Here is a 23,316-nt window from a genome sequence, read left to right as displayed (position 1 = left end):
CGCCCGCCGTGATCAGGCGGAGTGGCCGTCCGGGCGGGAGGTCAGGCCCCGGCGGTGATGCCGGTGACGGCCGGGGTGATCTGCGTGCGGAGCTCGTCGCTCAGCGGCGCGGAGCCCGCCGCCTGCGCCGCGGCCTGCTGACCGTCCGCGCTGGTGGTGTAGGTGAGGAAGCCCTTCACCAGATCCGCCTGGGCCGCGTCGGCGTACTTCGAGCAGGCGATCTGGTAGGAGACCAGCACGATCGGGTAGGTCCCCGCCGCGGTGGTGTCGCGGGCGAGGTCGAACGCGAAGCTGCTGTTGCCGCGACCCTCGACGCGCTTGGACTCGGCGAGGACGTTCGCCGCGGCCTCGGGGGTCGGGCCCGTGAAGGCGTCACCGACCTTGATCAGAGCCTTGCCGAGGCTGCCGGCCTGGCTCTCGTCGGCGTAGCCGATCGTGCCGTTGCCACCCTGCACGGCGCCGATGACACCGGAGGTGCCCTGAGCGGCCTCGCCGCCCTGGATCGGCCAGGTTCCGCTGGCGGCCTCGGTCCAGGCTCCGCCCGACGCCTTGTTCAGGTAGTCGGTGAAGTTCTGGGTGGTGCCCGACTCGTCCGAGCGGTGCACCGGGGTGATGGCCTGGTCGGGCAGCGTCTTGCCGGGGTTGTCCGCCGCGATCTCCGGGGCGTTCCAGTTCGTGATCTTGCCGCTGAAGATGCCGGCGGTCGTGCCGGGCGACAGCTGCAGGTCGGTGACGCCCTGCAGGTTGTAGACCACGGCGATCGGCGAGACGTAGGCCGGGACCTCGACGACGTCGCCGGCGCAGCGCTGCTGCGCCTTCGTGAGCTCGTCCGCCTTCAGGTAGGCGTCACTGCCGGCGAAGGCGACGCCGCCGGACAGGAACTGGGTACGGCCCGCGCCGGAACCGGCCGGGTCGTAGTTGACGGTCGCGTCGGGGTTCGCGCCCGTGAAGCCGGCGATCCAGGCCTGCATGGCCGCCTGCTGCGAGCTCGCGCCGGCGCCGGAGATGGTGCCGCTCAGGGCGGTGCCACCCGCGCTCGGGGTAGAGCCGCCGGCGGGGGCGGACTCGTTGGCCGCACCACAGCCGGCGAGGAGCACGCCGGCGACGACGCCTGCCGCGGCAACTCGGGCACGGGCGGCATGCCGCTGGGTCTTCACGCTGAGAATTCCTCCGTGAGCACCGGACTTCGCTGTCGCGCGGTGCCGGGGACGACCGCTTGACCTGGAAGGTAGGTGGGCCCGGTGGACGCAGATCCCCGTCGGGATGAACGGAGGATGAACACGGCCGTGTAGTGATCGACTGCACGTCGGGCTCGTGATGGCCGACGCAGCGTGGCGCCTCAGCGCCGGTACGACACGTCCCCGCTGAACCGCTCGAACCCGAGCCGGCGGTAGACCCGGACGGCGGCGGTGTTGTCGGCCTCGACGTAGAGGACGACGGTGCCGAGCCCGCGGTCGCGCAGGTGGGCGAGGCCGGCGAGAGTCAGGGTCGAGCCGAGGTGCCGTCCCTGCGCGGCGGGGTCGACCCCGAGCACGTAGACCTCGCCGACCGGGCCGGTGGCGTCCGCCTCGCCCGTGCCGGTGGCGTGGACCTTGGTCCAGTGGAAGCCCAAGACGTGCTCCCGGGCCGCGGCGTCGACGGCCAGCAGCACGCCGGCCGGGTCGAACCATGGCTCGGCCTCGCGCGCGGCGACGTCGTCGAGCGTCCAGCCGCCCTGCTCCGGGTGCCAGGAGAACGCCGCGTTGTTGACGCGCAGCAGCTCGGCCTCGTCGGCTCCCACCTCGAACGGCCGGATGCGGACGCCGTCGGGCACCTGCGGGTCGGGCAGCGGGGCCTCGAGGCCCCCGTGATGATGTGAGCTGATGTCGAGGCGCATCCTCCACAGCTCGCGCTCCGCGGTGAGCCCCGCCCGCTCGGCGAGGGCGGCGGCCGCGGGCAGCGCGCCGTGCGCCCACACCCGCGCCGCCGGTTCGCGGTCGAGGAGTGCGGCGAGCAGCGCCGAGCCGATCCCCCGCCTGCGGTGATCGGGGTGCACCACCAGCTCGGCGACGGGGTCGGGCGCGCCGTCGGGAGTGGTTGCGGTCGGGTCGAGCTGGGCGTAGCCGACGAGAGCGCCGACCGCGTCGCGTGCCATGAGGTGCTCGGCACCGAAGTGGTGCAGGTGCCGCAGCACCTGTTCCGACAGCGGGGCGGTGCCGTCGACCTCGGCCGCCGTGGCGGCGAGCGCCTCCACCTCGGCGACGACGGCCGGTGCGGCGGTGGTGACCCAGGTCAGCTCGGGAGAGGTCGTCGGCACGCGGCCGACCCTACCGCCGGGACCGGTCCACGATCCGGTGTCGGAGGTGGACGACGATCAGGCGAGCCGGGCGTGCACCGGGCGGCCGTTGCGCCGGGCCGACAACCGGTCGTCGGGGTCGGCGTCGTCCGTGTCCTCCGCCAACGCACCGGCCGGGACGCCCAGGCCTGCACGGGACGGGCGCACGAACTTGTAGCCGACGTTACGCACCGTGCCGATCATCTGCTCGTGCTCGGTGCCGAGCTTGGCCCGCAGCCTCCGCACGTGGACGTCGACAGTGCGCGTGCCACCGAAGAAGTCGTAGCCCCAGACCTCCTGCAGCAGTTGCGCACGGGTGAACACCCGGCCGGCGTGCTGGGCGAGGTACTTGAGCAGCTCGAACTCCTTGTAGGTCAGCTCGAGCAGGCGGCCGCGCAGCCGCGCGGCGTAGGTGGCCTCGTCGATCACGAGCTCGCCGAGCACCAGCGCACCGCCCGCGCTCGCGGCGTCGCCGCCGGGACGCGCACGCAGCAGCCGCAGGCGGGCGTCGACCTCGGCCGGGCCTGCGGACGGGAGCAGGATCTCGTCCACCACCCACTCACCGGACACGGCCACCAGGCCGCCCTCGGTGAGCACCGCGATGACCGGGATGTCCGTTCCGGTGCTGCCCAGCAGGCGACAGAGGCTGCGGGCGGCCACCAGATCCGTGCGGGCGTCGACGAGAACGGCGTCGTGCGGGCCGGCGTCGAGCAGCGCGGCGACCTCCGGAGCCGCGGTGCGTACCCCGTGCGGGAGCAGCGTCAGCGCCGGTAGGACCGACCCGGGATCGGGGTCCGCAGTAAGCAGCAGGAGCTCCACGTCGTGTCCTCTTTCCATGCGGGCCGGGGCCGGCAGGGCACCCCGATCAACCGATTGGACGGCGGGCGACGTCGACTCACCGTTCACATCGGCGTCACGTGGCTTCAACCACCTGACGCGTTTCAGCAGAATAACCAGCGGACCGTCGATTTGCAGCGCTTGCGCGGCGCAACTCACTCGGGTGATTCAGCGCTTGCGCGTAACACGACACCGCCAGGACGTGCCACAAGGTCGTCACCGTGCGTGCCGTAGGCTTTTCCCATGTCCGAGCGATCCGTCGCGTCACGTCCGCGAGGGAGCTCGCGCAAGGCTCTGCGGATCAAGCGCAGCGTCGCCGCTCTCATCGTCCTGGTCGCCGCCGCCGTCGGCATCGACTACGGCGCGGCGGCGATCACGGAGTCCGTGGTGGCACGGGAGATGCGCACGCAGCTGGCCCTCGCCGACGACCCGTCCGTGCGGATCAACAACTTCCCGTTCCTCACCCAGGCGATCTCGGGGAAGTACCGCAGCATCGACGTCGTCGCGGACCACATGGCCATCGGACCGCTGCGCGACGTGCAGGTCCGCAGCCAGCTGCGCGACGTCGCGGCGCCGCTCTCGCAGATGCTCGAGGGCCCGCGCACCGTGACGGTTCGCGAGGTCGAGGGCACCGCGCGGATCGGCGCACCGGACGTCGAGCGGCTCATCAGCAACAGCAGCGGCATCGCGGTTGACAAGGTCTACATCGACAGGATCGACGCCGACGGGCTGGAGAGGGCGGTCGACGAGGACGGGGCGGACCCCGCGTTGCTGAAGCTCGACCCCGCCAACGCGGTCCGCCTGGGCGGCACCGTCGACGTCCTCGGGCAGGAGCAGCAGGTGGCGGTCATCGCCGAGCTGCAGCTCGCCGACGGCAGGGCGCAGATCACACCGCGTGACGTCCGCCTCGGCGACTCCGACGCCGACCCGCTCCCGGTGGCTCTGCAACGGACGCTGAGCCGGATCTTCACGCTGACCCTCGACCCGGGATCTCTACCGCTGCAGGTCACGCCCACCACGTTGCGGGCCACGAGCGGCGGCCTGGAGATCAGCGGGCTCACCGGCCGGCTGGTGCTCGGCGCGGGCGCGCCGACGAGCTAGGCCGCACGCCGCAGCATCTCCCGCGAGCCGGTCCGCTCGGCTACCCTCGGGGCCGTGTTCTGGCCGCTGACCCGACGACGCGCCGTGGATCTGTGCCGCGTCGGCAGCTGCCTGTGTCGGACCTGCTGAGTTCGGGCCTGCGCACTCCTCGGGCGGCCTCATAGGCCCGCCCGCCCCGCGACACCTCCGTGTCCGCCGCGCGCCGTGCCCGTCCACGTCCGCCGTTCCCATCACCCGCACCACATACGCAGGGAGCTACCGCATGAGCCGCCAGGACGTCCTGGTCACCGCCGACTGGGCGGAGAAGAACCTGGGCACCGACGGGATCGTCTTCGTCGAGGTCGACGAAGACACCACCGCCTACGACGGGGGTCACATCCCCGGTGCCGTCAAGATCAACTGGACGAACGAGCTGCAGGACCCGGTCCGCCGCGACATCGTCGACAAGGAGCAGTTCGAGAAGCTGCTGTCGACCAAGGGCGTCTCCAACGACGACCTCGTGGTGCTCTACGGCGGCAACAACAACTGGTTCGCGGCCTACGCGTACTGGGAGTTCAAGCTCTACGGCCACGGATCAGTCAAGCTGCTCGACGGCGGCCGCAAGAAGTGGGAGCTCGACGGGCGCACCCTGGACACGGACGAGGTGAGCCGCCCGTCGGCCACCTACACCGCGAAGGACCCCGACCTGTCGATCCGCGCGTTCCGCGACGAGGTCGTCGACTCCATCGGCGCCAAGAACCTCGTCGACGTGCGTTCGCCCGACGAGTTCTCCGGCAAGATCCTCGCCCCCGCGCACCTGCCGCAGGAGCAGAGCCAGCGCCCCGGCCACATCCCCACGGCGATCAACGTGCCGTGGAGCAAGGCCGCGAACGAAGACGGCACGTTCAAGTCGGACGACGACCTGCGCGAGCTCTACGCCGAGGCCGGCCTCGACGGCTCGCAGCCGACCATCGCCTACTGCCGCATCGGCGAGCGCTCCAGCCACACGTGGGTGGTGCTGCGCGAGCTGCTCGGACACAGCGACGTCAAGAACTACGACGGCAGCTGGACCGAGTACGGCTCGCTGATCGGCGTGCCGATCGAGCTGGGCAGCCAGAACGGTACACAGAGCCAGAAGGGCCAGAGCTGATGTGCGGCGCTCCTGACCAGGCGGTCGCGCTGCCGCCCGGTACCGACCTGACCAAGGAGACCGTGCTCACCGGCCGCGTGGTGGCGGAGGGCCATCCGGTCGGCGGCGCCTTCGTCCGGCTGCTCGACGGCACCGGCGAGTTCACGGCCGAGGTCGTCGCCTCGGCCCAGGGCGACTTCCGGTTCTTCGCCGCACCCGGCACCTGGACGCTGCGGGCGCTGTCGCGCTCGGGCAACGGCGAGGCCGTGGTGAAGGCGGAGGGCCCCGGCCTGCACGCCACGGAGCTGGCGGTCGCCTGACGGCCGCCCCGCAGGGCTGGAACTGAGCGAACGCGGCGTTGGGTGAGTCTGACTTACCCGACGCCGCGTTCGCTCGTTGCGGGGGCGGGCACGCTGCGCGGGCGGCGCCGGGCCGCGGGCTACCCTGCCCGTCGTGCACTGGTTGTTCACCGGACTACTGGTCGGCGTCAGCGGCGCCACGGCCGTCTACACGCTCTGGCTGGTCCGCAGGCTCTTCACCACGGCGCCGGCACCGGCCGTCCCGACCGAGCAGCCGGAGGTGACCCCGTGACCGGGCCCGAGCACGCCTTCGAGACCGGCAGCACCGTCCCGGTGCCGGAGAACGCGGCGCCGGACTCGCCCCGGCGCAACCGTCCCCGGTTCGACGACCTGCCGGTCCCGGACGACACCGCCAACCTGCGCGAGGGCCCCGACCTGCACCCGCTGTGCATCGGTCTGCTGCCGCTCATCGGCGTCTGGCGCGGAGCAGGCGAGATGGTGGCGCCCGGCACGGACACGCCCTTCGCCTTCGGCCAGCAGGTCGTGTTCGCCCACGACGGAGAATCGTTCGTGTCGTACGAGTCGCGGACGTGGCTGCTCGACGACGACGGCGCGGTGACCGGACCCGGCCCGCGCGAGACCGGCTTCTGGCGGCCGCAGGCCGACGGCACCCTCGAGGTGCTGATCGCGCACAGCACGGGGCTCGTGACGCCGTTCTACGGTCGCAGCCGCAACCTCACGTCGTGGGAGATGGAGACCTGGGCGCTGGTGCGCACCGAGACCGCCCCGACGGTCGAACGCTCGACGCGGCTCTACGGCGTGGTCCGCGGCGATCTGGCGTACGTCGACGAACGCGAGCACGTCGAGCACGGGATGGCACCCTTCGCGTCCGCGCAGCTGGGCCGGATCGCGGGCTGAGCGCTCCGGCGCTCCCTCAGCCGGACCGGGCGGGCGACGCCGGGGCGACCTGCGTCGCCTCGGCGCGGTTCGCGTCGTCGTCCTCGGCCGGCTCCGGCGTGGTGTCCGCGCCGCTGTCGTCGGCGGGGGCGTGCCCGTGCAACGACACCATCTGTGTCGCCTCCACCGGCGCGGACTCCGCCTCGGGCGCGGGATCGTCGGGCCCTGCGTCCTTCGGCCCGGGGTCTTTGAGCCCTGCGTCCTTGAGCCCTGCGTCGTCGGGCTCCTCGGCCAGCCGCGCCATCAACGCGGTCCGGTCTGCCGGCGTCATGACGGCGGTGCGTTCGACCGCCGCCTCGTCCGGCCTTCCGGGCGACTCGCCGGACGGCCGCTGACCCGGTCCCACACCGTTCGCCCTGGGCGGCATCGGGGCCCCGGTGGCGTGCCCGGGCATCCCGGGCAGCGGCTGGCCTGCGCCCGCCTCGCGCCGGTCCGGCCTGCTCTCCTGGATGGGCAGCGTGATCCGCGTCGTCGGGCCGGACAGCAGGGCCTCCAGCTGGCCACGCACGCGGGTGAGCTCGGCCAGCACCGCGTCGCGCTGGCGCACCAGGTCCGCGAGGTTGCGGCGCGCCGCCTCCTCCTCGGCCCTGACGGAGGCCCGGACGCCGCCCACACGCTCCTCCTCGGCCCGGACCGCGGCGCGCGCCTTGCCCCGGATCTCCGCGGCTTCCTCCTCCGCCGCCTGCAGGATCGCGTGCATGCGGTCGGTGAACGAGCCGACGACGTCGTTCGCGCCGGTGGCCGGCAGGCCGTCCGGGCGCGGGCGCGGGGTGGGGCGCAGGCGCCCTCCCGCCGGCGTGGGCGGTCCGATCGGCGGTACCGGCTGGCCACGGGAGGCGTCGAGGTCGTTGCGCATCCGGCCCATGAGGCGCTGCAGCCGCGAGATGTGCTCGTCGACCTGGCGCCGGTCGTAACCACGGAGCACGACGTCGAACCGTGGGGCGCCGAAGGACCGGTCGCTCCCGTCAGCCGTCATCGCTCGCCCTCCCGAAAGATCCCATACCGTTCCACGTCGCTGCAGAGGCGATGATCGTCGCGCTCGGCGGCGCTCGTCACTCTAAAGGAGCATCCCGTCGGGAGCCATCCGCCGGGCGATCGTCGCCGAGGGTCGCGCCGAACGGTCGAGCGCTCACCCCCGGCGCTGCGGCGCCTACCATCGGTGGTGTGGAGACCTCCCCGATGCCCGTCGCGGGGTCGGACGGCACCCTGCACACCGGCCCGCACACCGGCCCTCACTCAGCGGCGCTGCGGCGCACGCTGCACGAACGCGGCCTGCGGATGACGCCGCAACGACAGCTGGTGCTCGACGCCGTCCGGGCCCTCGGCCACGCGACCCCCGAGCAGGTCTGCGCCCAGGTGCAGCGCGAAGCGCCCGCGGTGAACATCACCACGGTGTACCGCAGCCTGGACCTGCTCGAACGGCTGGGCGTGGTCCGCCACACCCACCTCGGGCACGGCGCACCGAACTACTCGGTGCACGAGCACGAGCACGTGCACCTGGTGTGCCACGGTTGCGGTGCGGTCACGGAGGTCCCGACGGACGTCATGACCGGCCTCGGCGAGCGGCTCGCCGCCGAGACCGGCTTCACGCTGGACGTCACGCACGTCGCGCTGTCCGGACACTGCCGCGACTGCCAGGACGGGGGCGACCGGTGACCGACACCCCGGTGACCGACACCGACGCACGCCCGGACCCCGACGCCGCCGTCCCGGCGCACCGCGGCGACTTCCTCGCCGAACAGCGCGCGATGACCCGGAGTGCCGCGGTCGTCGACCGCTCGCACCGCGAGGTGATCGCGGTGCCGGGCGACGACCGGCTGAGCTGGCTGCACCTCCTGCTCACCCAGCACGTCAGCGAGCTGCCCGAGGGATCGGGGACCGAGGCGCTGGTCCTCGACCTGAACGGGCGGGTGCTGCACCACGTCGTGGTCGCGCACGTCGACTCCACGGTGTGGCTCGACACCGAACCCGGCGACGCACCGGTGCTGCTGGACTATCTCGAGAAGATGCGGTTCTGGTCGAAGGTCGAACCGCATCTCGCGGACGAGTTCGCCGTGCTGAGCGTCGTCGGTCCGGACACGCCGGACGTGCTGGCTGCCGTGGGTGCGCCGGTGGTGGACGGCGACTACGCGAGCGGGCCCCTGCCGGGTGGCGGGCTGGTGCGCCGGATGCCGTGGCCCGGGCCGGACGCCGCGGACCTCATCGTCCCTCGCGCCGAGAAGGACGCCTGGATCGCCCGGCTCGGCGCAGCGGGCGCCCACCCGGCCGGGACGATGGCGTTCGAGGCACTCCGGGTGGAGGCGCTGCAAGCGCGCCTGCACCTCGACACGGACGACCGCACGATCCCGCACGAGGTCGGCTGGATCCCGTCGGCCGTCCACCTGACCAAGGGCTGCTACCGGGGCCAGGAGACGGTCGCGCGCGTGGCGAACCTGGGCAGGCCGCCGCGGCGGATGGTGCTGCTGCACCTCGACGCGGGCGACGAGGAGCTGCCGGCGCCGGGCGATCCGGTGCTGCGCGACGGGCGCGCCGTCGGCCGCGTCGGCAGTGTGGTGCAGCACCACGAGCTGGGGCCGGTGGCTCTCGCGCTGGTGAAGCGGTCGGTGCCGGTGGACGCCGAGCTGGTGGCGGGGATCGACGACCGCGCCGCCCCGGCCCGGATCGACCCCGATTCGATGCCTCCCGACGACGGCACCCCTCCGCCGGGGCGGGCCGCGCAACTGCGCGGCGGGCTGCGGCGCTAGACCTTCAGCAGGTCCGCTGCTTGCCCGCCACGTCCGCCCAGAACTCCCGTAGGCGGTCGTAGCTCGCCTGCGCCGCCGCCGTGTCGCCCTCGCGCAGGGCCTGCAGGGCGTCGCGGACCTGGTCCGCGGAGTCGTCGTTGCGCAGGGCCTCGTCGTCGACGAGGTCCACGACGCCCCCGTAGTCCAGCTCCACCACCGACGCCCGGTCGAACTGCGTGAGCCAGGCCCCGGTCTCGGCGAGCACGTCCGCGGGCTCGCCGTCGCCCAGTCCGCCGCGGACGATCCGCTCGGCCTGCGCCGCCCGGGCCCGCGCCCGCCCCATCGGGACCCGCCACCACACCCGGCGCCTGCCGTCGAGGCGCAGCTGCCGCTCCTCGGGGTCGACCAGTGCGAACCACGGCAGCGGCACCGTCCAGCTCGCCGACACCACGTGCGCCGCGGCCTGCCCCAGCTCGGCCACCGCGGCCTCGGCCTGCCGCCTGGCCACGGCCTCGGGCACCGGCAGCGCGCTCGCCCGCAGTACCGGTGCCTCGGCATCCAGGAACGCCAGCACTGCGGCAGCGGCGCGTTCCCGGGTGTCCAGCGGGCAGACCAGCGGTTCCCCCGAGGCACCGCCCAGCACGAGCACCTCGCAGCCGTCCACGGAGCGCCGCGGGAGCAGCCGGGCGGCCAGTTGGGCCCGCAGACACAGCTCGCGCTCGTGGCCGGCGGCCCGTTCGGGCGTGAGGGGCCCACGCGCGAGGGCGGCCCGGACCCGCGCACCGGAGGCGCCGTCGAAGGCGCGCAGCGGCTCGTACACCCGCAGGTAGGACAGGAACGGGGCCGGCATGGGGGGGATGCTGCCAGTTCCGGGCCCGGCCGTGAGCCCCACCATAGGTCCGACACCGCGGACCACCGGTGCCACGTCGCACGCCCACCCGTCAGCAAGGTACGGTGGTCACCAGGACATCACTCAAGAAGAATGGGGCCGCCGAGACATCCGGCCGCCCCTTCCCTGTTGTAAGGGGGACGAGCCATGGGGCGCGGCAGGGCTAAGGCCAAGCAGACAAAGGTGGCCCGAGAGCTCAAGTACAGCTCCCCCACGATGGATCTCGACGCCCTGCAGCGTGAGATCGGTAGTGGGACCGTGACGGCGCCGGGCAAGGAGCCCGAGGCCGACGACTACGACGACCCGTACGCCGCGTACATCGACGACGACGAAGACGCCGACGTTTCCCGGCGCTAGAGGCACCGTCCCCGGCCCCGCCGGTACGTGATCTCCGTCACGCATCTTGTCCTACGGGCCTGCGCCACGGCTTCCCGGTCGTTCTCCGAGATGTATCGTCGGAACCGGCTTCAGCGCAGGTCGAGGTGACTAAAGATGCGTGGAAACCTCTTCGCCGTGGCCGTCGACCTCGTGGTCCTCACGGTGCGCGACGCCGAGCTGTGCGCGTTGCTCGTGCGTCGTGACGCGCCGCCGTTCGCCGGAAGGTGGGGGCTGCCGGGAGGTTTCGTCCTCCCGAACGAAGACCTGCTCGAGACCGCCACCCGCCGCCTCGGCGAGGAGACCGGTCTCGAGTTCGGCGGCCACCATCTCGAGCAGCTCGCGAGCTACGCCGCTCCGGACCGCGACCCGCGCGGACGGGTCCTGACGGTCGGCCACATCGCGATCGTGCCGCGTCCGCCGGAACCGATCGCCGGGGCGGACGCCGCGGGCACGGCCTGGCACCCGATCGCGAAGCTGGTCGACGGCGCCGCTGCGGACGCCCTGCTGGCGTTCGACCACGGCCGGATCCTCGCCGACGGGGTGGAGCGGGCGCAGTCGAAGCTGGAGTACACGACGCTCGCGGCCTCGTTCTGCCCGCCGGAGTTCACGGTCACGCAGCTGCGGCGCGTCTACGAGGCGGTCTGGCGGCGGACCCTGGACCCGCGCAACTTCCAGCGCAAGGTCACCTCGACGCCCGGCTTCCTCGAGCCGACCGACACCCGCGTCACCGGCGTCCGCGGGCGGCCGGCGCAGCTGTACCGCCGCGGCCCGGCGACGGCGCTACACCCGCCCATGCTCCGCGGGGAGAACTAGAAGCGCGGGTGGTCGCCCATCATATGGACGCGCGCCCCGGGCGGCGCCGTCGCGGGCACGGGTTCCGCCGCCCGGCGCACCGAGCCGAGCACCCACGACGGCACGTGCCGGGCCGTGAGCATCGCCAGCGCGCGGTCGACGTCGTCCGGCGGCAGCACGGCCACCATCCCGACGCCCATGTTGAACGTCTTCTCCATCTCCGCGCGCTCGACCCGGCCGCGGGCGGCGATCAGGCCGAACACCGCCGCGGGTGTCCAGCTGCCCCGCTCGACCACGGCCTCCAGGCCGGGCGGCAGCACCCGCTCGAGGTTGCGGGCCAGCCCGCCGCCGGTGATGTGCGCGAACGTGCGCACCCCCGTCTCGGCGGCGACCGCCAGGCAGTCGCGGGCGTAGATCCGGGTGGGGGTCAGCAGCTCCTCGCCGAGGGTGTGACCGAACTCCTCGACGTGGCCGTGCAGCGGCATCCGCCCGATGTCGAGCAGCACGTGCCGGGCCAGCGAGTAGCCGTTCGAGTGCAGACCGGACGCCGACATCGCGACCAGCACGTCGCCGGGGCGGACCCGCTCGGGCCGCAGGACGTGATCGGCGTCGACGATCCCGATACCCGTGGCCGACAGGTCGTAGCTGCCCTCCGCCATCAGGCCGGGGTGCTCGGCGGTCTCCCCGCCCAGCAGCGCGCAGCCCGCCTGCCGGCACCCCTCCGCGATCCCCGAGACGATCGTCGCGATCTGCTCGGGCACCACCTTGCCGACGGCGATGTAGTCCTGCAGGAACAGCGGCTCGGCTCCGCAGACCACCAGGTCGTCGACGACCATGGCCACCAGGTCGAGGCCGATCGTGTCGTGCTTGTCGACGGCCTGCGCGACGGCGACCTTGGTGCCGACGCCGTCCGTCGACGCGGCGAGCACCGGCTCGCGGTAGCGACCCAGCCGCGGGGCGAACAGGCCGGCGAACCCGCCGATGCCGCCGAGCACCTCCGGACGGCTGGCCTTCTCCGCGTACGGACGCAGGGCCTCGACGGCGCGCTCACCCGCGTCGACGTCGACACCGGCGCCGGCGTAGCTCGCGGGGCCGGTGCCAGGCGGTGAGCCCATCAGGGCCGGTCCAGTGCGCCCGCGGCGCCCCAGCTGGCGGCGACGGGGTCGGACGGGACGGAGACGGGGCCGGGATCGCCCGACGCGGCGCCGGAGACGTCGACCGACGGCGTGTGCCCGGGAGCGCGCACGAGGTCTTCCAGCAGGTGCTTGCCGAGCCGCGCCTCCTCCGGCAGCGGGATCGGGTAGTCGCCGTCGAAGCAGGCCGTGCACAGCCGGGTGCGGGGCTGCTCGCTCGCGGCGATCAGCCCGTCGAGGGAGATGTAGGAGAGGGTGTCGGCGCCGATGGAGCGGCGCACGCCCTCGACGTCGAGGCCGCTGGCCACCAGCTCGGCACGGGTGGCGAAGTCGATGCCGTAGAAGCACGGCCAGCGCACGGGCGGCGAGGCGATCCGCACGTGCACCTCCAGCGCGCCGGCCTCGCGCAGCATCCGCACCAGGGCGCGCTGGGTGTTGCCGCGGACGATTGAGTCGTCGACGACGATCAGGCGCTTACCCCGGATGACGTCGCGCAGCGGGTTCAGCTTGAGGCGGATGCCGAGCTGGCGGATGGTCTGGCTGGGCTGGATGAAGGTGCGCCCGACGTAGGCGTTCTTCACCAGGCCCTGTCCGTACGGGATGCCGGAGCCCTGCGCGTAGCCGATGGCCGCCGGAGTGCCCGACTCCGGGGTGGGGATCACCAGGTCCGCCTCGATCGGCGCCTCCTGGGACAGCCGCCTGCCGATCTCGACGCGCGTGGCGTGCACGGAGCGGCCGGAGATCGAGGTGTCCGGGCGGGCGAGGTAGACGTACTCGAAGGCGCACCCCTTGGGCTCGGGAGCGGCGAAGCGGGAACTGCGGATGCCGTCGGCGTCGATCGCCAGCAGCTCGCCGGGCTCGACCTCGCGCACCATCGACGCGCCGACGATGTCGAGGGCCGCCGTCTCGCTCGCGACGACCCAGCCGCGCTCGAGGCGCCCGAGCACGAGCGGGCGGACACCGTGCCGGTCGCGCGCGGCGTAGAGGGTCTGCTCGTCGGCGAAGGCCAGGGAGAACGCTCCACGCAGCCGGGGCAGCAGCCGCATCGCGGCCTCCTCGACCCCGATGTCCGCGGCGGTGGCGGCGAGCAGCTCGCAGACCAGGTCCGAGTCGGTGCTCGCCTGCACCTCGCCGCGCCGCGTGTCCTGCCGGCCGCTCAGGGCCGAGACCTCTTCCCGCAGCTCCGCGGTATTGACCAGGTTGCCGTTGTGGCCGAGTACGAGCCCGCTGCCGGTGGCGGTGGTCCGGAACGTGGGCTGCGCGTTCTCCCACGTGGTGGAGCCGGTGGTGGAGTAGCGGACGTGGCCGATGGCCAGGTGCCCGCGCAACGACGAGAGGACCTGCTCGTCGAAGACCTGGCTCACCAGGCCGAGGTCCTTGAACACCACGGTGCGCCGTCCGTCGGAGACGGCGATGCCTGCGGCCTCCTGGCCGCGGTGCTGCAGCGCGTAGAGCCCGTAGTAGGTGAGCTTGGCGACGTCCTCGCCGGGCGCCCACACACCGAAGACACCGCACTCCTCGTGCGGACCGGAGTCGTCCTCGATCTCGTCGACGAGATCCTCGTGCGAGCTCAGGGGATAGGTGGGGTGCTCGTTCCGAGTGGAACTCAACGCACACTCTCCTGGGATCGACAGACGGCGCGGTCCGCGCCCCGTTCACCCGATGTTACGCCGCCAGAGGTCCGCCACCCACGCGGCCGCACCGGCCCGACCCAGCCAGTGGCCTTGCCCCAGGTCGCAGCCCAGTGCGGTCAGTTGCTCCATCTGCTGCGAGGTCTCCACCCATTCGGCCGTGACCTCGAGGTCGAGGGCATGAGCCATCCGGATCAGTGCCTCGACGATCGACCGGTCGACGGGATCGGCGTGCCGGTGACGGAGACCGTCGATGAAGGAGCCGTCGATCTTCAGGGCGTGCACGGGGAGTTGCCTCAACCAGGCCAGGCCCGAGTAACCGGTGCCGAAGTCGTCGAGCGTCAGGCGGACGCCGGTCGCACGCAGGGCCGACAGCGCAGCCGTGGCCGCGGCCTCGTCCTCCAGCACGGCCTGCTCCGTGATCTCCAGCTGCAACTGCCAGGGCGGGAGCGACGTGAGTTCCATCACCTCGGTGACCTCTGCCACCCAGTCGGCCTGAGCCAGCTGCACCGGGGAGACGTTCACGCTGACGTACGGCGCCCGTGGCCCCAGCTCGCGCCACCACTGCGCTGCCTGTCGGCAGGCCTCGACGAGCACCCAGCGGCCCAGCGGCACGATCGCTCCGCTGCGTTCCGCCGCCTCGATGAAGCGGCCGGGCCCGAGCAGCCCCTGCTCGGGATGCTGCCAGCGCACGAGAGCCTCGGCGCCGCGCACGCGACCGTCGGCCAGGCGCACGAGCGGCTGGTAGTGCAGCACGAACTCACCCCGGTCCACCCCGGCGCGCAGCTCGGCGAGCAGCGTCGCCCGTGCCGACTCGCCCGCGTCGCGGTCCGGGTCGAACACCGCGACCTGCCCGAGGCCCTGGGCCTTCGCCCACGACAACGCGACGCTCGCGGCCCGCAGCAGGTCCGCGGGCCTGGCCGTCGCCGGGTTCGTCACGGCGACACCGATGCTCGCCGACAGCGCCACGGTCCGCCCGCGCACCCGGAACGGCAGCGCCATCACTTCCTGGATGCGTGCCGCCAGACCTTCGGCGACCCGCGGATCGGAGCACTCCACGAGCACGGCGAACTCGTCGCCACCGGTGCGCGTCACCAGGTGCGGGGTCGCGACGTGGTGCAGCCGCGTGGCGACCTCCACCAGCAGCCGGTCGCCGAGGTGGTGGCCGAGCGCGCCGTTCAGGTCGGTGAAGCCGTCGAGGTCCAGGGCGCACAGGCCGAGGTGGGTCGCGGTGGAGGAGGTGAAGGCGCGGCGCAACAGCTGCTCGCCGGCCGCGCGGTTGGGCAGCAGCGTCAGCGCGTCCTGCGCGGCGACCTGGGCCACCCGCCTGCGCAGGTCTTCCTCCTGCTCGCGGTGGACGCGGTCACGGAGCGCACCGGCGTACCCCGCGGCCATCTCGTCGAGGACGGCGGGAAGCCGTCGCCGGGAGTCGACGCAGAGGGCGAACGCGGCGGCCAGGCGCTCGCGCAGCAGCGCGAGCGTGGCGGGCAGCACGTCCTCGGCGGGATGCCGTGGGCCGGACCACTCGCCGGACAGGCCGCTGCGCAGGAGCTCACGACCGACCGTCCGGGAACGCAGCGCCCAGAACTGCTCGTCGCGGCAGGCAGCGGCGAGCCGGTGGAGTAGGCCGGCGAGCCCCTGGTGCAGGCCAGGGTGTGCGTCGACGGCGAGCCTCGCCCAGCGCCCGGCGAGGTCCGCCACTGCGGCGGCGTCGGCTCCCGGCACGTCCGGGACGTCGCTGTCGGGTCCGAACCGGTCGTCGGTCTCCGCGCCGTCCGTGCCCCTCTGGTGCAGCGACGCGGCCGCCGATCCGGGGCGATCCGGCAGGCTGGGGGCAGCCATCACGCCGCCACCTCCTCCAGTCGCCGCCGGCCGGACCTCACCTGGCGCCGACCGGACCGATTGTCCGTTCCACCCTGCCCGGACGCCACCAGGAGGGGAACAGACTCACCCGGGAGCGTGACGGCAAGGTTACTTTTCGTCGAACCGGACTCAGCTGAGGGGTAGGTAGCGCGCGACGTCCGCGACTCGCGCACCGGAGGCGGACACCGCGCCGTCCGCCACGGCTTTCGCCCAGTCGAGACGGCCCGTCGCGAGCGCGAGCCAGGTGCGGGCGTCGGTCTCGACGACGTTCGGCGGCGTTCCCCGCGTGTGCCGCGGACCGGCGACGCACTGCACGGCCCCGAAGGGCGGCACGCGGATCTCCACGCTGTGCCCGGGGGCGAGCTGGGCGAGCGCCGCGAGGCTCTCCTTGACCGCGGCGCGCAGCACGGCCCGCTCGGGAGCGGGACCGCCGTCGAGCCAGGCCTCCAGGGCCCCGAGCCCCTGCTCCTCAGGCACCGAAGATCGCGGGCAGCGTGCCTTCCCAGGCCTCGCGGAGCTGCACGAGATCCAGGGCACCCACGTCGGCGATGTCCAGCGCAGCACCGCCGGTGGTGCCCAGCCGCTCGACCGGCACGCCTGCCGCCTTCGCCCGTGCGGCGAACACGTCGACGTCGGCCGGGTCCACGGTGACCAGCACCCGCCCCGCCGACTCTGCGAACAGCGCCACGAACGGGTCGAGCATCCGCGGCAGCGCCACGGTGGCGCCGCGACCGCCGACGAGGCAGGCCTCCACCAGCGCCTGCGCGAGGCCACCGTCGGACAGGTCGTGCGAGCCCGTCAGCAGCCCGTCGACCGCCGTCGCCGCCAGCAGGGCGGCGAGGCGCTGCTCGGCGGCGAGATCCACCGACGGCGGACGGCCGCCCAGGTGCCCGTGCACGACGTTCGCCCATTCGCTGCCACCGAACTCGTCGCGCGTCGTGCCGAGCAGGAGCACCGCGTCGCCGTCGCGCACGAACCCGCTGCGCACCCGGCGGGTCACGTCGTCGAGCACGCCGAGCACGCCGACCACCGGCGTCGGCAGGATCGCCGTCGACCCGGTCTGGTTGTAGAAGCTGACGTTGCCGCCCGTCACCGGGATCCCCAGCTGCGCGCAGCCGTCGGCGAGCCCGCGGACGGCTTCGGCGAACTGCCACATCACGTGCGGGTCTTCGGGCGAGCCGAAGTTCAGGCAGTTCGTCACGGCCTGCGGCTCCGCACCGGACGTCGCGACGTTGCGGTACGCCTCGGCCAGCGCGAGCTGCGTTCCCGTGTAGGGGTCGAGGGCGACGAAGCGGGCGTTGCAATCGGTGGCGACCGCGATCCCCCGCCCGGTCGCCTCGTCGACACGGACGATCCCGGCGTCGGCGGGCTGGGCGGACGCGGTGTTACCGCGGACGTAGCGGTCGTACTGGTCGGTGACCCACGCCCGGCTGCAGAGGTTCGGCGACGCCGCCATCCGCAGGATCTCCGCGCGCAGCTCGGAGGGGGCCGCGGGCCGCGGCAGCCGGTCCGAAGCGTCGGCGAGCAGCGCGTCCTGCGTCTCGGAGCGGGCGACCGGTCGCTCGTACACCGGCCCGTCGTGGGCGACCGTGCGGGGCGGCACGTCGACGACGGTCCCCCCGTGCCAGGTGATCACCAACCGGTCGCCGTCGGTGACCTCACCGATCACCGTGGCGAGGGTGTCCCACTTGGCGCAGACGGCGAGGAACGCGTCGACGTTCTCCGGCGTCACGACCGCGCACATCCGCTCCTGCGACTCGCTGGAGAGGATCTCGGCGGGGGTCATGCCCGTGGCCCGCAGCGGGACGCGGTCCAGCTCGACGTGCATGCCGCCGTCGCCGGCGCTGGCCAGCTCCGAGGTGGCGCACGACAGCCCGGCGCCACCGAGGTCCTGGATGCCGACCACGAGCCCGGCGGAGAACAGCTCCAGGCAGCACTCGATGAGCACCTTCTCGGTGAACGGGTCTCCGACCTGGACGCTCGGCAGCTTCTTACGGCCGACCCCCGCGTCTGGGCCGTCGCTGTCGCTGAACGTCTCGCTCGCGAGCACCGAGACGCCGCCGATGCCGTCGAGCCCGGTGCGGGCACCGAACAGGATGATCTTGTTGCCGGTGCCGGACGCGAAGGCCAGGTGCAGGTCCTCGACCCGCATCGATCCCACGCACAGGGCGTTGACCAGCGGGTTGCCGGCGTAGGTCGGGTCGAACACGACCTCGCCGCCGACGTTGGGCAGCCCGAGGCAGTTCCCGTAGCCGCCCACGCCGGCGACGACACCGGGCAGCACCCGGGCGGTGTCCGGGGCGTTCGCGGGGCCGAAGCGCAGCGGGTCGGCCACGGCGATCGGCCGGGCGCCCATGGCCATGATGTCGCGCACGATCCCGCCGACGCCTGTGGCCGCGCCCTGGTAGGGCTCCACGTAGGACGGGTGGTTGTGCGACTCGACCTTGAACGTCACCGCCCAGCCGTCGCCGATCTCCACCACGCCGGCGTTCTCACCGATGCCGGCGAGCATCCGCGCCTTCATGGCGTCCGTGGTGGTCTCACCGAAGTAGCGCAGGTGCACCTTGGACGACTTGTAGGAGCAGTGCTCGCTCCACATCACGGAGTACATCGCCAGCTCGGCGTCGGTGGGCCTGCGGCCGAGGATCTCCCGGATGCGCAGGTACTCGTCGTCCTTGAGCCCCAGCTCGCGGTAGGGCTGGGGATGGTCGGGGGTCGCGGCGGCGGTCTCGACGGTGTCGGCAGAAGTCACTGTGGTGTCGGGCGCTGCGGGCGTCACGACCCGTCAGCCTACGTACCCGCCTACGTGATCGGTCCAGGTACCGTCGCGGGCCCCGTTCCGGTCAGGCCTGACCGCCCGACGGCAGCTGCACCACGCTCACGAAGAAGTGGTCGATCTGCTTGATCGCCTCGATGAAGCCCTCGAAGTCGACCGGCTTGGTGACGTAGGCGTTGGCGTGCAGCTGGTAGCTGCGCAGCACGTCTTCCTCCGCCTGCGACGTGGTCAGCACCACCACCGGGATGTGGCGCAGGTCGGGGTCGTCCTTGATCTCCTGCAGCACCTGCCGGCCGTCGCGGCGCGGGAGGTTGAGGTCGAGCAGAATCAGGTCCGGCCGGGGGACGTCGGTGTAGGGCGGCTCCTTGCGCAGGTACGCCATCCCCGCCGCCCCGTCGGTGACGACGTCCAGCCGGTTGTGCAGGTAGTCCTCGAACGCCTCGCGCGTCATCAGCACGTCGCCCGGGTCGTCCTCGACGAGCAGCACGTTGATGCAGCGAACTTCGGGCTGGGTCACGACTTCTCCTCGCTGACGCTCGTCGCCGGAATCGCCGGAATCGCCGGTTCGGCGACCTCCTCCACCGGGAGAGTGAACCTGATGACAGTGCCGGGTTCGTCACGGGGGGTGGCGTCGAGCCAGACCCGGCCGCCGTGGAACTCGGCGATCTTCTTGACCAGCGCCAGCCCGATGCCGGTGCCCGTGTAGAGGTCGCGCCCGTGCAGCCGCTGGAAGATGACGAAGATCTTCTCGGCGTACTCGGGCTCGACGCCGATGCCGTTGTCCGTGACGGCGAACTCCCAGTGCTCGCCGTCGCAGTGGGCGTCGATGCGCACCACCGGCGCGACGTCGGGCCGGTGGAACTTGAGCCCGTTGCCGAACAGGTTGAGCAGCAGCTGGCGCAGCAGCGCGGGGTCGCCCTGCACCCGGGGCAGGTCGCCGACGACGATCTCGCCGTCCAGCTCGGAGCGCGTGGTCTCGACCTGTGCCGCGGCGGCCAGGGCGATCTCGCGCATGTCCACGGTCTCGAACGCGGCCGTCGACCTGCCGACCCGGGAGAACGCCAGCAGGTCGTTGATCAGGCGCTGCATGCGCTGCGCACCGTCGACCGCGAACCCGATGTACTGGTCGGCCCGCTCGTCGAGCTGCCCGCCGTACCGGCGTTGCAGGAGCTGGCAGAAGCTGGAGACCTTGCGCAGCGGCTCCTGCAGGTCGTGGCTGGCGACGTACGCGAACTGCTCCAGGTCGCGGTTGGACCGCTCCAGGTCCTGGGCCTGCTCGTCGAGGCGCTGGTTGACCTCCTGGAGCAGGTCGACCTCGTTGGAGATGTGCACCCGCATGGCGTCGATGTCCGCTCCGAGCGCGACGATCTCGCGCGGTCCGCTGCCCCGGACCTCACGGTGCACGTCGCCCGAGACCACGCCGCGCACCTGGTCGGCGAGCTCGGCGAGCGGATCGAGGACCCCGCGGCGCAGACCCCACGCCGCGGCCGCGAGGAACGCGACGATCACCAGGGCGATCGCGATCCCGACCCAGCGCAGGGCGTCGGCCGCATCGTTCAGCTGGTCTCGCGCCTCCACCCGCTGACCGTCGAGGACCCTGGTCAGGTCGCCCTGCAGGACCCGGACCCTGTCGAACAACGCCTTGCCGGTGGTCGGGTCCGGAGCGGGGGCGACGTCCGTGGCGGCGGCCACCGGTTCGGCGTACCCGCTGCGCCAGGCCTCCACGGCCCGCCCCAGCTCGTCGACCTGGGCTTCCTCCGGCCGGCCTGCGAAGTAACCGCGAAGCGTCGCCATGGCCGCGGCCTCGTCGGAGATGCTGTCGCGGTACGGGGTGAGGAAGTCGGGCGCGCGGGTGAGGGCGTAGCCGCGGATGCTCGTCTCCTGGTTGAGCAGCGCCACCTCGAGGCTCTGGTTGGCGCGCACGGCGGGCCCGATGTCGTCGAGCAGCGTCTGCCGGGCATTGGTCAACCGGCCGAGCGAGACCGAGCTCGCGAGGATCGCCACCAACATGATCAGCACGGTCACGCCCGCCCCGGCCGCGAACGTGCGGCGCAGGGTCTGGGTCTGTCCGTCGCGGCCGTCACGGCCCCGGGGATCGACCATCGGCGCGTTCGGGACGGCGAGGGCCGGCAGCTCCGTCGACGGCGGGGGCGAGGGACGGTCGGTGAGTGTCATGCCCGGTCTCCTACGGCGACCACCACACCGGCCGGTGCGGCGTCGGACGGGGTGGCGTCGTGCGACAGCAGCAGGATCGCCACGTCGTCCACCAGGGCTCCCCCGTTGAGCTGCTCCGCCCGCTCCACGAGCCGTTCGGGCAGCCGGTCCAGGTCGCGGTCTCGTTCTGCGGCCAGCACGTCGATCAGTCCTTCGGTCCAGAGCAGTTCGTCGGGATCGGCACCCCGGCCCTCGATGAGGCCGTCGGTGTGCAGGAGCAGCGCCCAGCCGGGCTCCAGCACCACCTCCGCCGCCTGCCAGCGCACGTTCGGCCGGACCCCCAGCGGCAGACCCACGGGCGGCGCGACGGTGTGCGGCGCCCGGCCGAGCACCAGCGGGGGCGGGTGTCCGGCGAGCCGGACCAGTGCGTGCAGCCGGGAGGATCCGTCGTCCGCGGCACGCAGGGCGACCGTGGCGGCGGTGGTGAACAGGGACCGGTCGTGCCGCTCGCTGACGAGCACCTGCTGCAGCTTCGGCAGCAGCTGGGGCTCGTCGACGCCGGCGAGGACGAGCGCGCGCCACGACACCCGCAGCAGCGCCCCGAGTGCCGCCTCGTCCGGCCCGTGCCCGCACACGTCGCCGACGATCGCGTGCACGGTGCCGGTGGGCCCGAGCACGGCGTCGAAGAAGTCGCCGCCGATCACCGCCCGGGTGCGTCCCGAGCGGTAGAACGTGTGCGCCCGCACGGGACTGCCTGCCAGCAGGGGCGACGGCAGCAGACCGCGCTCGAGGCGGCTCGACTCGGCCGCCGCGAGCTGCTCCTCGCGCAGCCGCAGCAGGCTCGCCTCGGCACGGCGCCGCTCCACCGCGTAGCGGATCGCCCGGACGAGCACCTCGCCGTCCGCCTTGCCCTTGACGAGGTAGTCCTGCGCGCCGGCGGCCACGGCGGCGATGCCGAGGTGCTGGTCGTCGAGGCCCGTCAGCACGCAGACCGCGGCGACGCTGTCGGCCTGCAGGATCGCCCGCAGCCCGTCGAGCCCGGTGGTACCGGGCAGGTTCAGGTCGAGCAGCACACAGTCGGCGCGCTCCAGCTCGCCGCGGCGCAGCACCTCGTCGACGGACTGGACGACTGCGAGCTCGACGTCGGGGTCGACCTCGGCCAGCAGCTCACGGACGAGGAAGGCGTCGCCGTCGTCGTCCTCGACGAGGAGGACACGGCGATGCTCACCGGACGGATACGGAGTCGGCACGCGATCGACCTCCCACTCGGGCACGCCCAGGTGCCGCAGAACGGGCCATGCAGGGCGGCGGCGGGTCCGGTCCGCCACGCGGGGTCGACCTGCGCGCCGGAACAGCTCGTGCCAGCGTAGTAGGGCGTCGGTCCGGCACGCAGGCGGGCGGCACCAGAGGACGTCAGGCCGACATGACCGCGGCGAGCACAGAGGTGAACAGGCCGAGGCCGTCCGCCGAGGGCCCGGTCAGCGGCTCGATCGCGTGCTCGGGGTGCGGCATCAGGCCCACGACTCGCCCGTTCGCCGAGGCGATCCCGGCGATGTCGCTCGTCGACCCGTTCGGGGCGGCGTCGACGTAGCGGAAGACGATCCGGCCGTCGGCCTCGAGCTGTGCGAGCGTGGCGGCGTCGGCGACGTAGCGCCCTTCGCCCGACTTGAGCGGGACGACGATCTCCTGGCCCGCGGCGAACGCCCCGGTCCACGCCGTGGCCGACGACTCGACGCGCAGCCGCAGATCACGGCAGACGAAGTGCAGGCCGACGTTGCGGGTCAGCGCGCCGGGCAGCAGCCCGGCCTCGCAGAGGATCTGGAAACCGTTGCAGATGCCGAGCACCGGCATGCCGTGGTCCGCGGCCACGACGACCTCGTCCATGATCGGCGCCCGGGCGGCGATTGCCCCGGCGCGCAGGTAGTCGCCGTAGGAGAAGCCACCCGGGACGACCACGGCGTCGACGCCGTGCAGATCCCGGTCGGCGTGCCACAGGTTGACGGCCTCGCCGCCGGCGAGACGGACGGCGCGGACGGCGTCGACGTCGTCCAGGGTGCCGGGGAAGGTGATGACGCCGACTCTCATGGCTCCATCCTGACAAGCAGATGTCGCGCCCTCATGCCCGCGTGACCCGCCAGTCCTCGATCACGGGGTTGGCCAGCAGGCTGCCGGCGATCCGGTGCAGGGTGTCGTCGTCGACGGCGTCGTCGACCTCCAGCTCGAAGTGCTTGCCCTGCCGCACGTCGGTCACGCCGGCCACCCCGAGGCGGTGCAGCGCCCCCGCGACGGCCTGGCCCTGGGGGTCGAGGATCTCGGGCTTGGGCATCACGTCCACCACAACTCTGGCCACGACGTCCAGCC

25 protein-coding genes are annotated in these 23,316 nt (G+C 73.0%); 10 read left to right on the top strand and 15 right to left on the bottom strand.

Translation table 11 applies throughout. The features are described 5' to 3' along the window. Nucleotides 1-41: 41 nt before the first annotated feature. From pstS to RM445_RS14560, 3 genes are all read right to left on the bottom strand, one after another. Nucleotides 42-1,157, bottom strand: coding sequence for a phosphate ABC transporter substrate-binding protein PstS (pstS, locus tag RM445_RS14570; RefSeq protein ID WP_311556782.1), 1,116 nt, complete (start codon nt 1,155-1,157; stop codon nt 42-44). Nucleotides 1,158-1,339: 182 nt separating this feature from the next. Continuing rightward, nucleotides 1,340-2,275 carry a mycothiol synthase gene (gene mshD / locus RM445_RS14565; protein ID WP_397469309.1) on the bottom strand — a complete coding sequence of 312 codons (936 nt, stop codon included), beginning with the start codon at nt 2,273-2,275 and terminating at the stop codon, nt 1,340-1,342. 78 nt (nt 2,276-2,353) lie between these two features. Then, on the bottom strand, nt 2,354-3,151 hold the full coding sequence (locus RM445_RS14560) for a winged helix-turn-helix transcriptional regulator (protein WP_397469300.1): 798 nt from the start codon (nt 3,149-3,151) through the stop codon (nt 2,354-2,356). Nucleotides 3,152-3,394: 243 nt separating this feature from the next. Here RM445_RS14560 and RM445_RS14555 point away from each other — a divergent pair, with 243 nt between their 5' ends. The 6 genes from RM445_RS14555 to RM445_RS14535 all read left to right on the top strand — a co-directional run bounded on the left by RM445_RS14555 (nt 3,395) and on the right by RM445_RS14535 (nt 6,577). After that, nucleotides 3,395-4,252 carry an LmeA family phospholipid-binding protein gene (locus RM445_RS14555; RefSeq protein WP_311556779.1) on the top strand — a complete coding sequence of 286 codons (858 nt, stop codon included), beginning with the start codon at nt 3,395-3,397 and terminating at the stop codon, nt 4,250-4,252. Nucleotides 4,253-4,306: 54 nt separating this feature from the next. After that, nucleotides 4,307-4,381, top strand: a complete 75-nt coding sequence (locus tag RM445_RS32385) for a putative leader peptide (RefSeq protein WP_397469307.1) — start codon at nt 4,307-4,309, stop codon at nt 4,379-4,381. Nucleotides 4,382-4,514: 133 nt separating this feature from the next. Further along, nucleotides 4,515-5,381, top strand: coding sequence for a sulfurtransferase (locus tag RM445_RS14550; protein WP_311556778.1), 867 nt, complete (start codon nt 4,515-4,517; stop codon nt 5,379-5,381). After that, complete coding sequence (locus RM445_RS14545) at nt 5,381-5,680, top strand: DUF1416 domain-containing protein (RefSeq protein ID WP_311556777.1); 300 nt, start codon at nt 5,381-5,383, stop codon at nt 5,678-5,680. Before RM445_RS14550 ends, RM445_RS14545 begins: the two co-directional genes overlap by 1 nt. Before the next feature lie 133 nt (nt 5,681-5,813). Then, nucleotides 5,814-5,951 (top strand): hypothetical protein, encoded by a 138-nt coding sequence (locus RM445_RS14540; RefSeq protein ID WP_311556776.1) that lies wholly within the window; start codon nt 5,814-5,816, stop codon nt 5,949-5,951. Next, a complete protein-coding gene (locus RM445_RS14535; protein WP_311556775.1) occupies nt 5,948-6,577 on the top strand; it encodes an FABP family protein in 630 nt (209 codons plus the stop codon). The genes RM445_RS14540 and RM445_RS14535 overlap by 4 nt, the downstream gene beginning before the upstream one ends. 16 nt (nt 6,578-6,593) lie before the next feature. Here the strand turns inward: RM445_RS14535 and RM445_RS14530 are convergent, their stop codons facing one another. Continuing rightward, complete coding sequence (locus RM445_RS14530) at nt 6,594-7,592, bottom strand: hypothetical protein (RefSeq protein ID WP_311556774.1); 999 nt, start codon at nt 7,590-7,592, stop codon at nt 6,594-6,596. A 188-nt stretch (nt 7,593-7,780) separates the two neighbouring features. Here RM445_RS14530 and RM445_RS14525 point away from each other — a divergent pair, with 188 nt between their 5' ends. Beyond that, complete coding sequence (locus RM445_RS14525; RefSeq protein ID WP_311556773.1) at nt 7,781-8,272, top strand: Fur family transcriptional regulator; 492 nt, start codon at nt 7,781-7,783, stop codon at nt 8,270-8,272. Beyond that, a complete protein-coding gene (gene ygfZ / locus RM445_RS14520) occupies nt 8,269-9,360 on the top strand; it encodes a CAF17-like 4Fe-4S cluster assembly/insertion protein YgfZ (RefSeq protein WP_311556772.1) in 1,092 nt (363 codons plus the stop codon). Before RM445_RS14525 ends, ygfZ begins: the two co-directional genes overlap by 4 nt. A gap of 4 nt (nt 9,361-9,364) precedes the next feature. On the opposite strand, the gene RM445_RS14515 is transcribed toward ygfZ, so the two are convergent. Next, nucleotides 9,365-10,189: a hypothetical protein gene (locus RM445_RS14515; protein WP_311556771.1), complete on the bottom strand. Its 825-nt coding sequence runs from the start codon at nt 10,187-10,189 to the stop codon at nt 9,365-9,367. Between the two features lie 186 nt (nt 10,190-10,375). Between RM445_RS14515 and RM445_RS14510 the strand changes: the two genes are divergently transcribed. After that, nucleotides 10,376-10,585: a DUF3073 domain-containing protein gene (locus tag RM445_RS14510; protein WP_311556770.1), complete on the top strand. Its 210-nt coding sequence runs from the start codon at nt 10,376-10,378 to the stop codon at nt 10,583-10,585. A gap of 135 nt (nt 10,586-10,720) precedes the next feature. Continuing rightward, nucleotides 10,721-11,419, top strand: coding sequence for an NUDIX hydrolase (locus RM445_RS14505; protein ID WP_311556769.1), 699 nt, complete (start codon nt 10,721-10,723; stop codon nt 11,417-11,419). On the opposite strand, the gene purM is transcribed toward RM445_RS14505, so the two are convergent. From purM to purS, 10 genes are all read right to left on the bottom strand, one after another. Next, a complete protein-coding gene (gene purM, locus RM445_RS14500) occupies nt 11,416-12,513 on the bottom strand; it encodes a phosphoribosylformylglycinamidine cyclo-ligase (protein ID WP_311556768.1) in 1,098 nt (365 codons plus the stop codon). The genes RM445_RS14505 and purM overlap by 4 nt on opposite strands. Beyond that, the gene (gene purF / locus RM445_RS14495; RefSeq protein WP_311556899.1) at nt 12,513-14,105 is read right to left on the bottom strand and encodes an amidophosphoribosyltransferase; all 1,593 of its coding nucleotides are present in this window, start codon (nt 14,103-14,105) and stop codon (nt 12,513-12,515) included. Before purF ends, purM begins: the two co-directional genes overlap by 1 nt. Nucleotides 14,106-14,186: 81 nt before the next feature. After that, the gene (locus RM445_RS14490) at nt 14,187-16,004 is read right to left on the bottom strand and encodes a putative bifunctional diguanylate cyclase/phosphodiesterase (RefSeq protein ID WP_311556767.1); all 1,818 of its coding nucleotides are present in this window, start codon (nt 16,002-16,004) and stop codon (nt 14,187-14,189) included. 150 nt (nt 16,005-16,154) lie between these two features. After that, nucleotides 16,155-16,502, bottom strand: a complete 348-nt coding sequence (locus RM445_RS14485) for a sterol carrier family protein (protein ID WP_311556766.1) — start codon at nt 16,500-16,502, stop codon at nt 16,155-16,157. After that, nucleotides 16,495-18,804 carry a phosphoribosylformylglycinamidine synthase subunit PurL gene (purL, locus tag RM445_RS14480; protein ID WP_311556765.1) on the bottom strand — a complete coding sequence of 770 codons (2,310 nt, stop codon included), beginning with the start codon at nt 18,802-18,804 and terminating at the stop codon, nt 16,495-16,497. Before purL ends, RM445_RS14485 begins: the two co-directional genes overlap by 8 nt. A gap of 64 nt (nt 18,805-18,868) precedes the next feature. Further along, a complete protein-coding gene (locus RM445_RS14475) occupies nt 18,869-19,318 on the bottom strand; it encodes a response regulator (RefSeq protein WP_311556764.1) in 450 nt (149 codons plus the stop codon). Beyond that, nucleotides 19,315-20,976 (bottom strand): sensor histidine kinase, encoded by a 1,662-nt coding sequence (locus RM445_RS14470; RefSeq protein WP_311556763.1) that lies wholly within the window; start codon nt 20,974-20,976, stop codon nt 19,315-19,317. Before RM445_RS14470 ends, RM445_RS14475 begins: the two co-directional genes overlap by 4 nt. Then, on the bottom strand, nt 20,973-22,205 hold the full coding sequence (locus RM445_RS14465) for a PP2C family protein-serine/threonine phosphatase (protein WP_311556762.1): 1,233 nt from the start codon (nt 22,203-22,205) through the stop codon (nt 20,973-20,975). The genes RM445_RS14470 and RM445_RS14465 overlap by 4 nt, the downstream gene beginning before the upstream one ends. A 163-nt stretch (nt 22,206-22,368) precedes the next feature. Continuing rightward, entirely contained in the window at nt 22,369-23,040 is a 672-nt protein-coding gene (purQ, locus tag RM445_RS14460) for a phosphoribosylformylglycinamidine synthase subunit PurQ (protein ID WP_311556761.1), read from the bottom strand. A gap of 31 nt (nt 23,041-23,071) precedes the next feature. Then, nucleotides 23,072-23,305 (bottom strand): phosphoribosylformylglycinamidine synthase subunit PurS, encoded by a 234-nt coding sequence (gene purS, locus RM445_RS14455; RefSeq protein ID WP_311556760.1) that lies wholly within the window; start codon nt 23,303-23,305, stop codon nt 23,072-23,074. Between the last annotated feature and the right edge of the window lie 11 nt (nt 23,306-23,316).

This window comes from Pseudonocardia charpentierae (assembly GCF_031845345.1).
Taxonomy (GTDB): domain Bacteria; phylum Actinomycetota; class Actinomycetes; order Mycobacteriales; family Pseudonocardiaceae; genus Pseudonocardia; species Pseudonocardia charpentierae.
Note: the sequence above shows the minus strand (reverse complement) of the source record. Positions and strands in the feature narration are given on the sequence as shown.

Bases quoted from the DNA above. Each gene is read 5' to 3' on its own strand.
- RM445_RS14560 (WP_397469300.1), bottom strand. From the start codon at position 3,151: ATGGAAAGAGGACACGACGTGGAGCTCCTGCTGCTTACTGCGGACCCC.
- RM445_RS14555 (WP_311556779.1), top strand. From the start codon at position 3,395: ATGTCCGAGCGATCCGTCGCGTCACGTCCGCGAGGGAGCTCGCGCAAG.
- RM445_RS14550 (WP_311556778.1), top strand. From the start codon at position 4,515: ATGAGCCGCCAGGACGTCCTGGTCACCGCCGACTGGGCGGAGAAGAAC.
- RM445_RS14545 (WP_311556777.1), top strand. From the start codon at position 5,381: ATGTGCGGCGCTCCTGACCAGGCGGTCGCGCTGCCGCCCGGTACCGAC.
- RM445_RS14530 (WP_311556774.1), bottom strand. From the start codon at position 7,592: ATGACGGCTGACGGGAGCGACCGGTCCTTCGGCGCCCCACGGTTCGAC.
- RM445_RS14515 (WP_311556771.1), bottom strand. From the start codon at position 10,189: ATGCCGGCCCCGTTCCTGTCCTACCTGCGGGTGTACGAGCCGCTGCGC.
- RM445_RS14510 (WP_311556770.1), top strand. From the start codon at position 10,376: ATGGGGCGCGGCAGGGCTAAGGCCAAGCAGACAAAGGTGGCCCGAGAG.
- RM445_RS14505 (WP_311556769.1), top strand. From the start codon at position 10,721: ATGCGTGGAAACCTCTTCGCCGTGGCCGTCGACCTCGTGGTCCTCACG.
- purM (WP_311556768.1), bottom strand. From the start codon at position 12,513: ATGGGCTCACCGCCTGGCACCGGCCCCGCGAGCTACGCCGGCGCCGGT.
- RM445_RS14490 (WP_311556767.1), bottom strand. From the start codon at position 16,004: ATGGCTGCCCCCAGCCTGCCGGATCGCCCCGGATCGGCGGCCGCGTCG.
- RM445_RS14470 (WP_311556763.1), bottom strand. From the start codon at position 20,976: ATGACACTCACCGACCGTCCCTCGCCCCCGCCGTCGACGGAGCTGCCG.
- purQ (WP_311556761.1), bottom strand. From the start codon at position 23,040: ATGAGAGTCGGCGTCATCACCTTCCCCGGCACCCTGGACGACGTCGAC.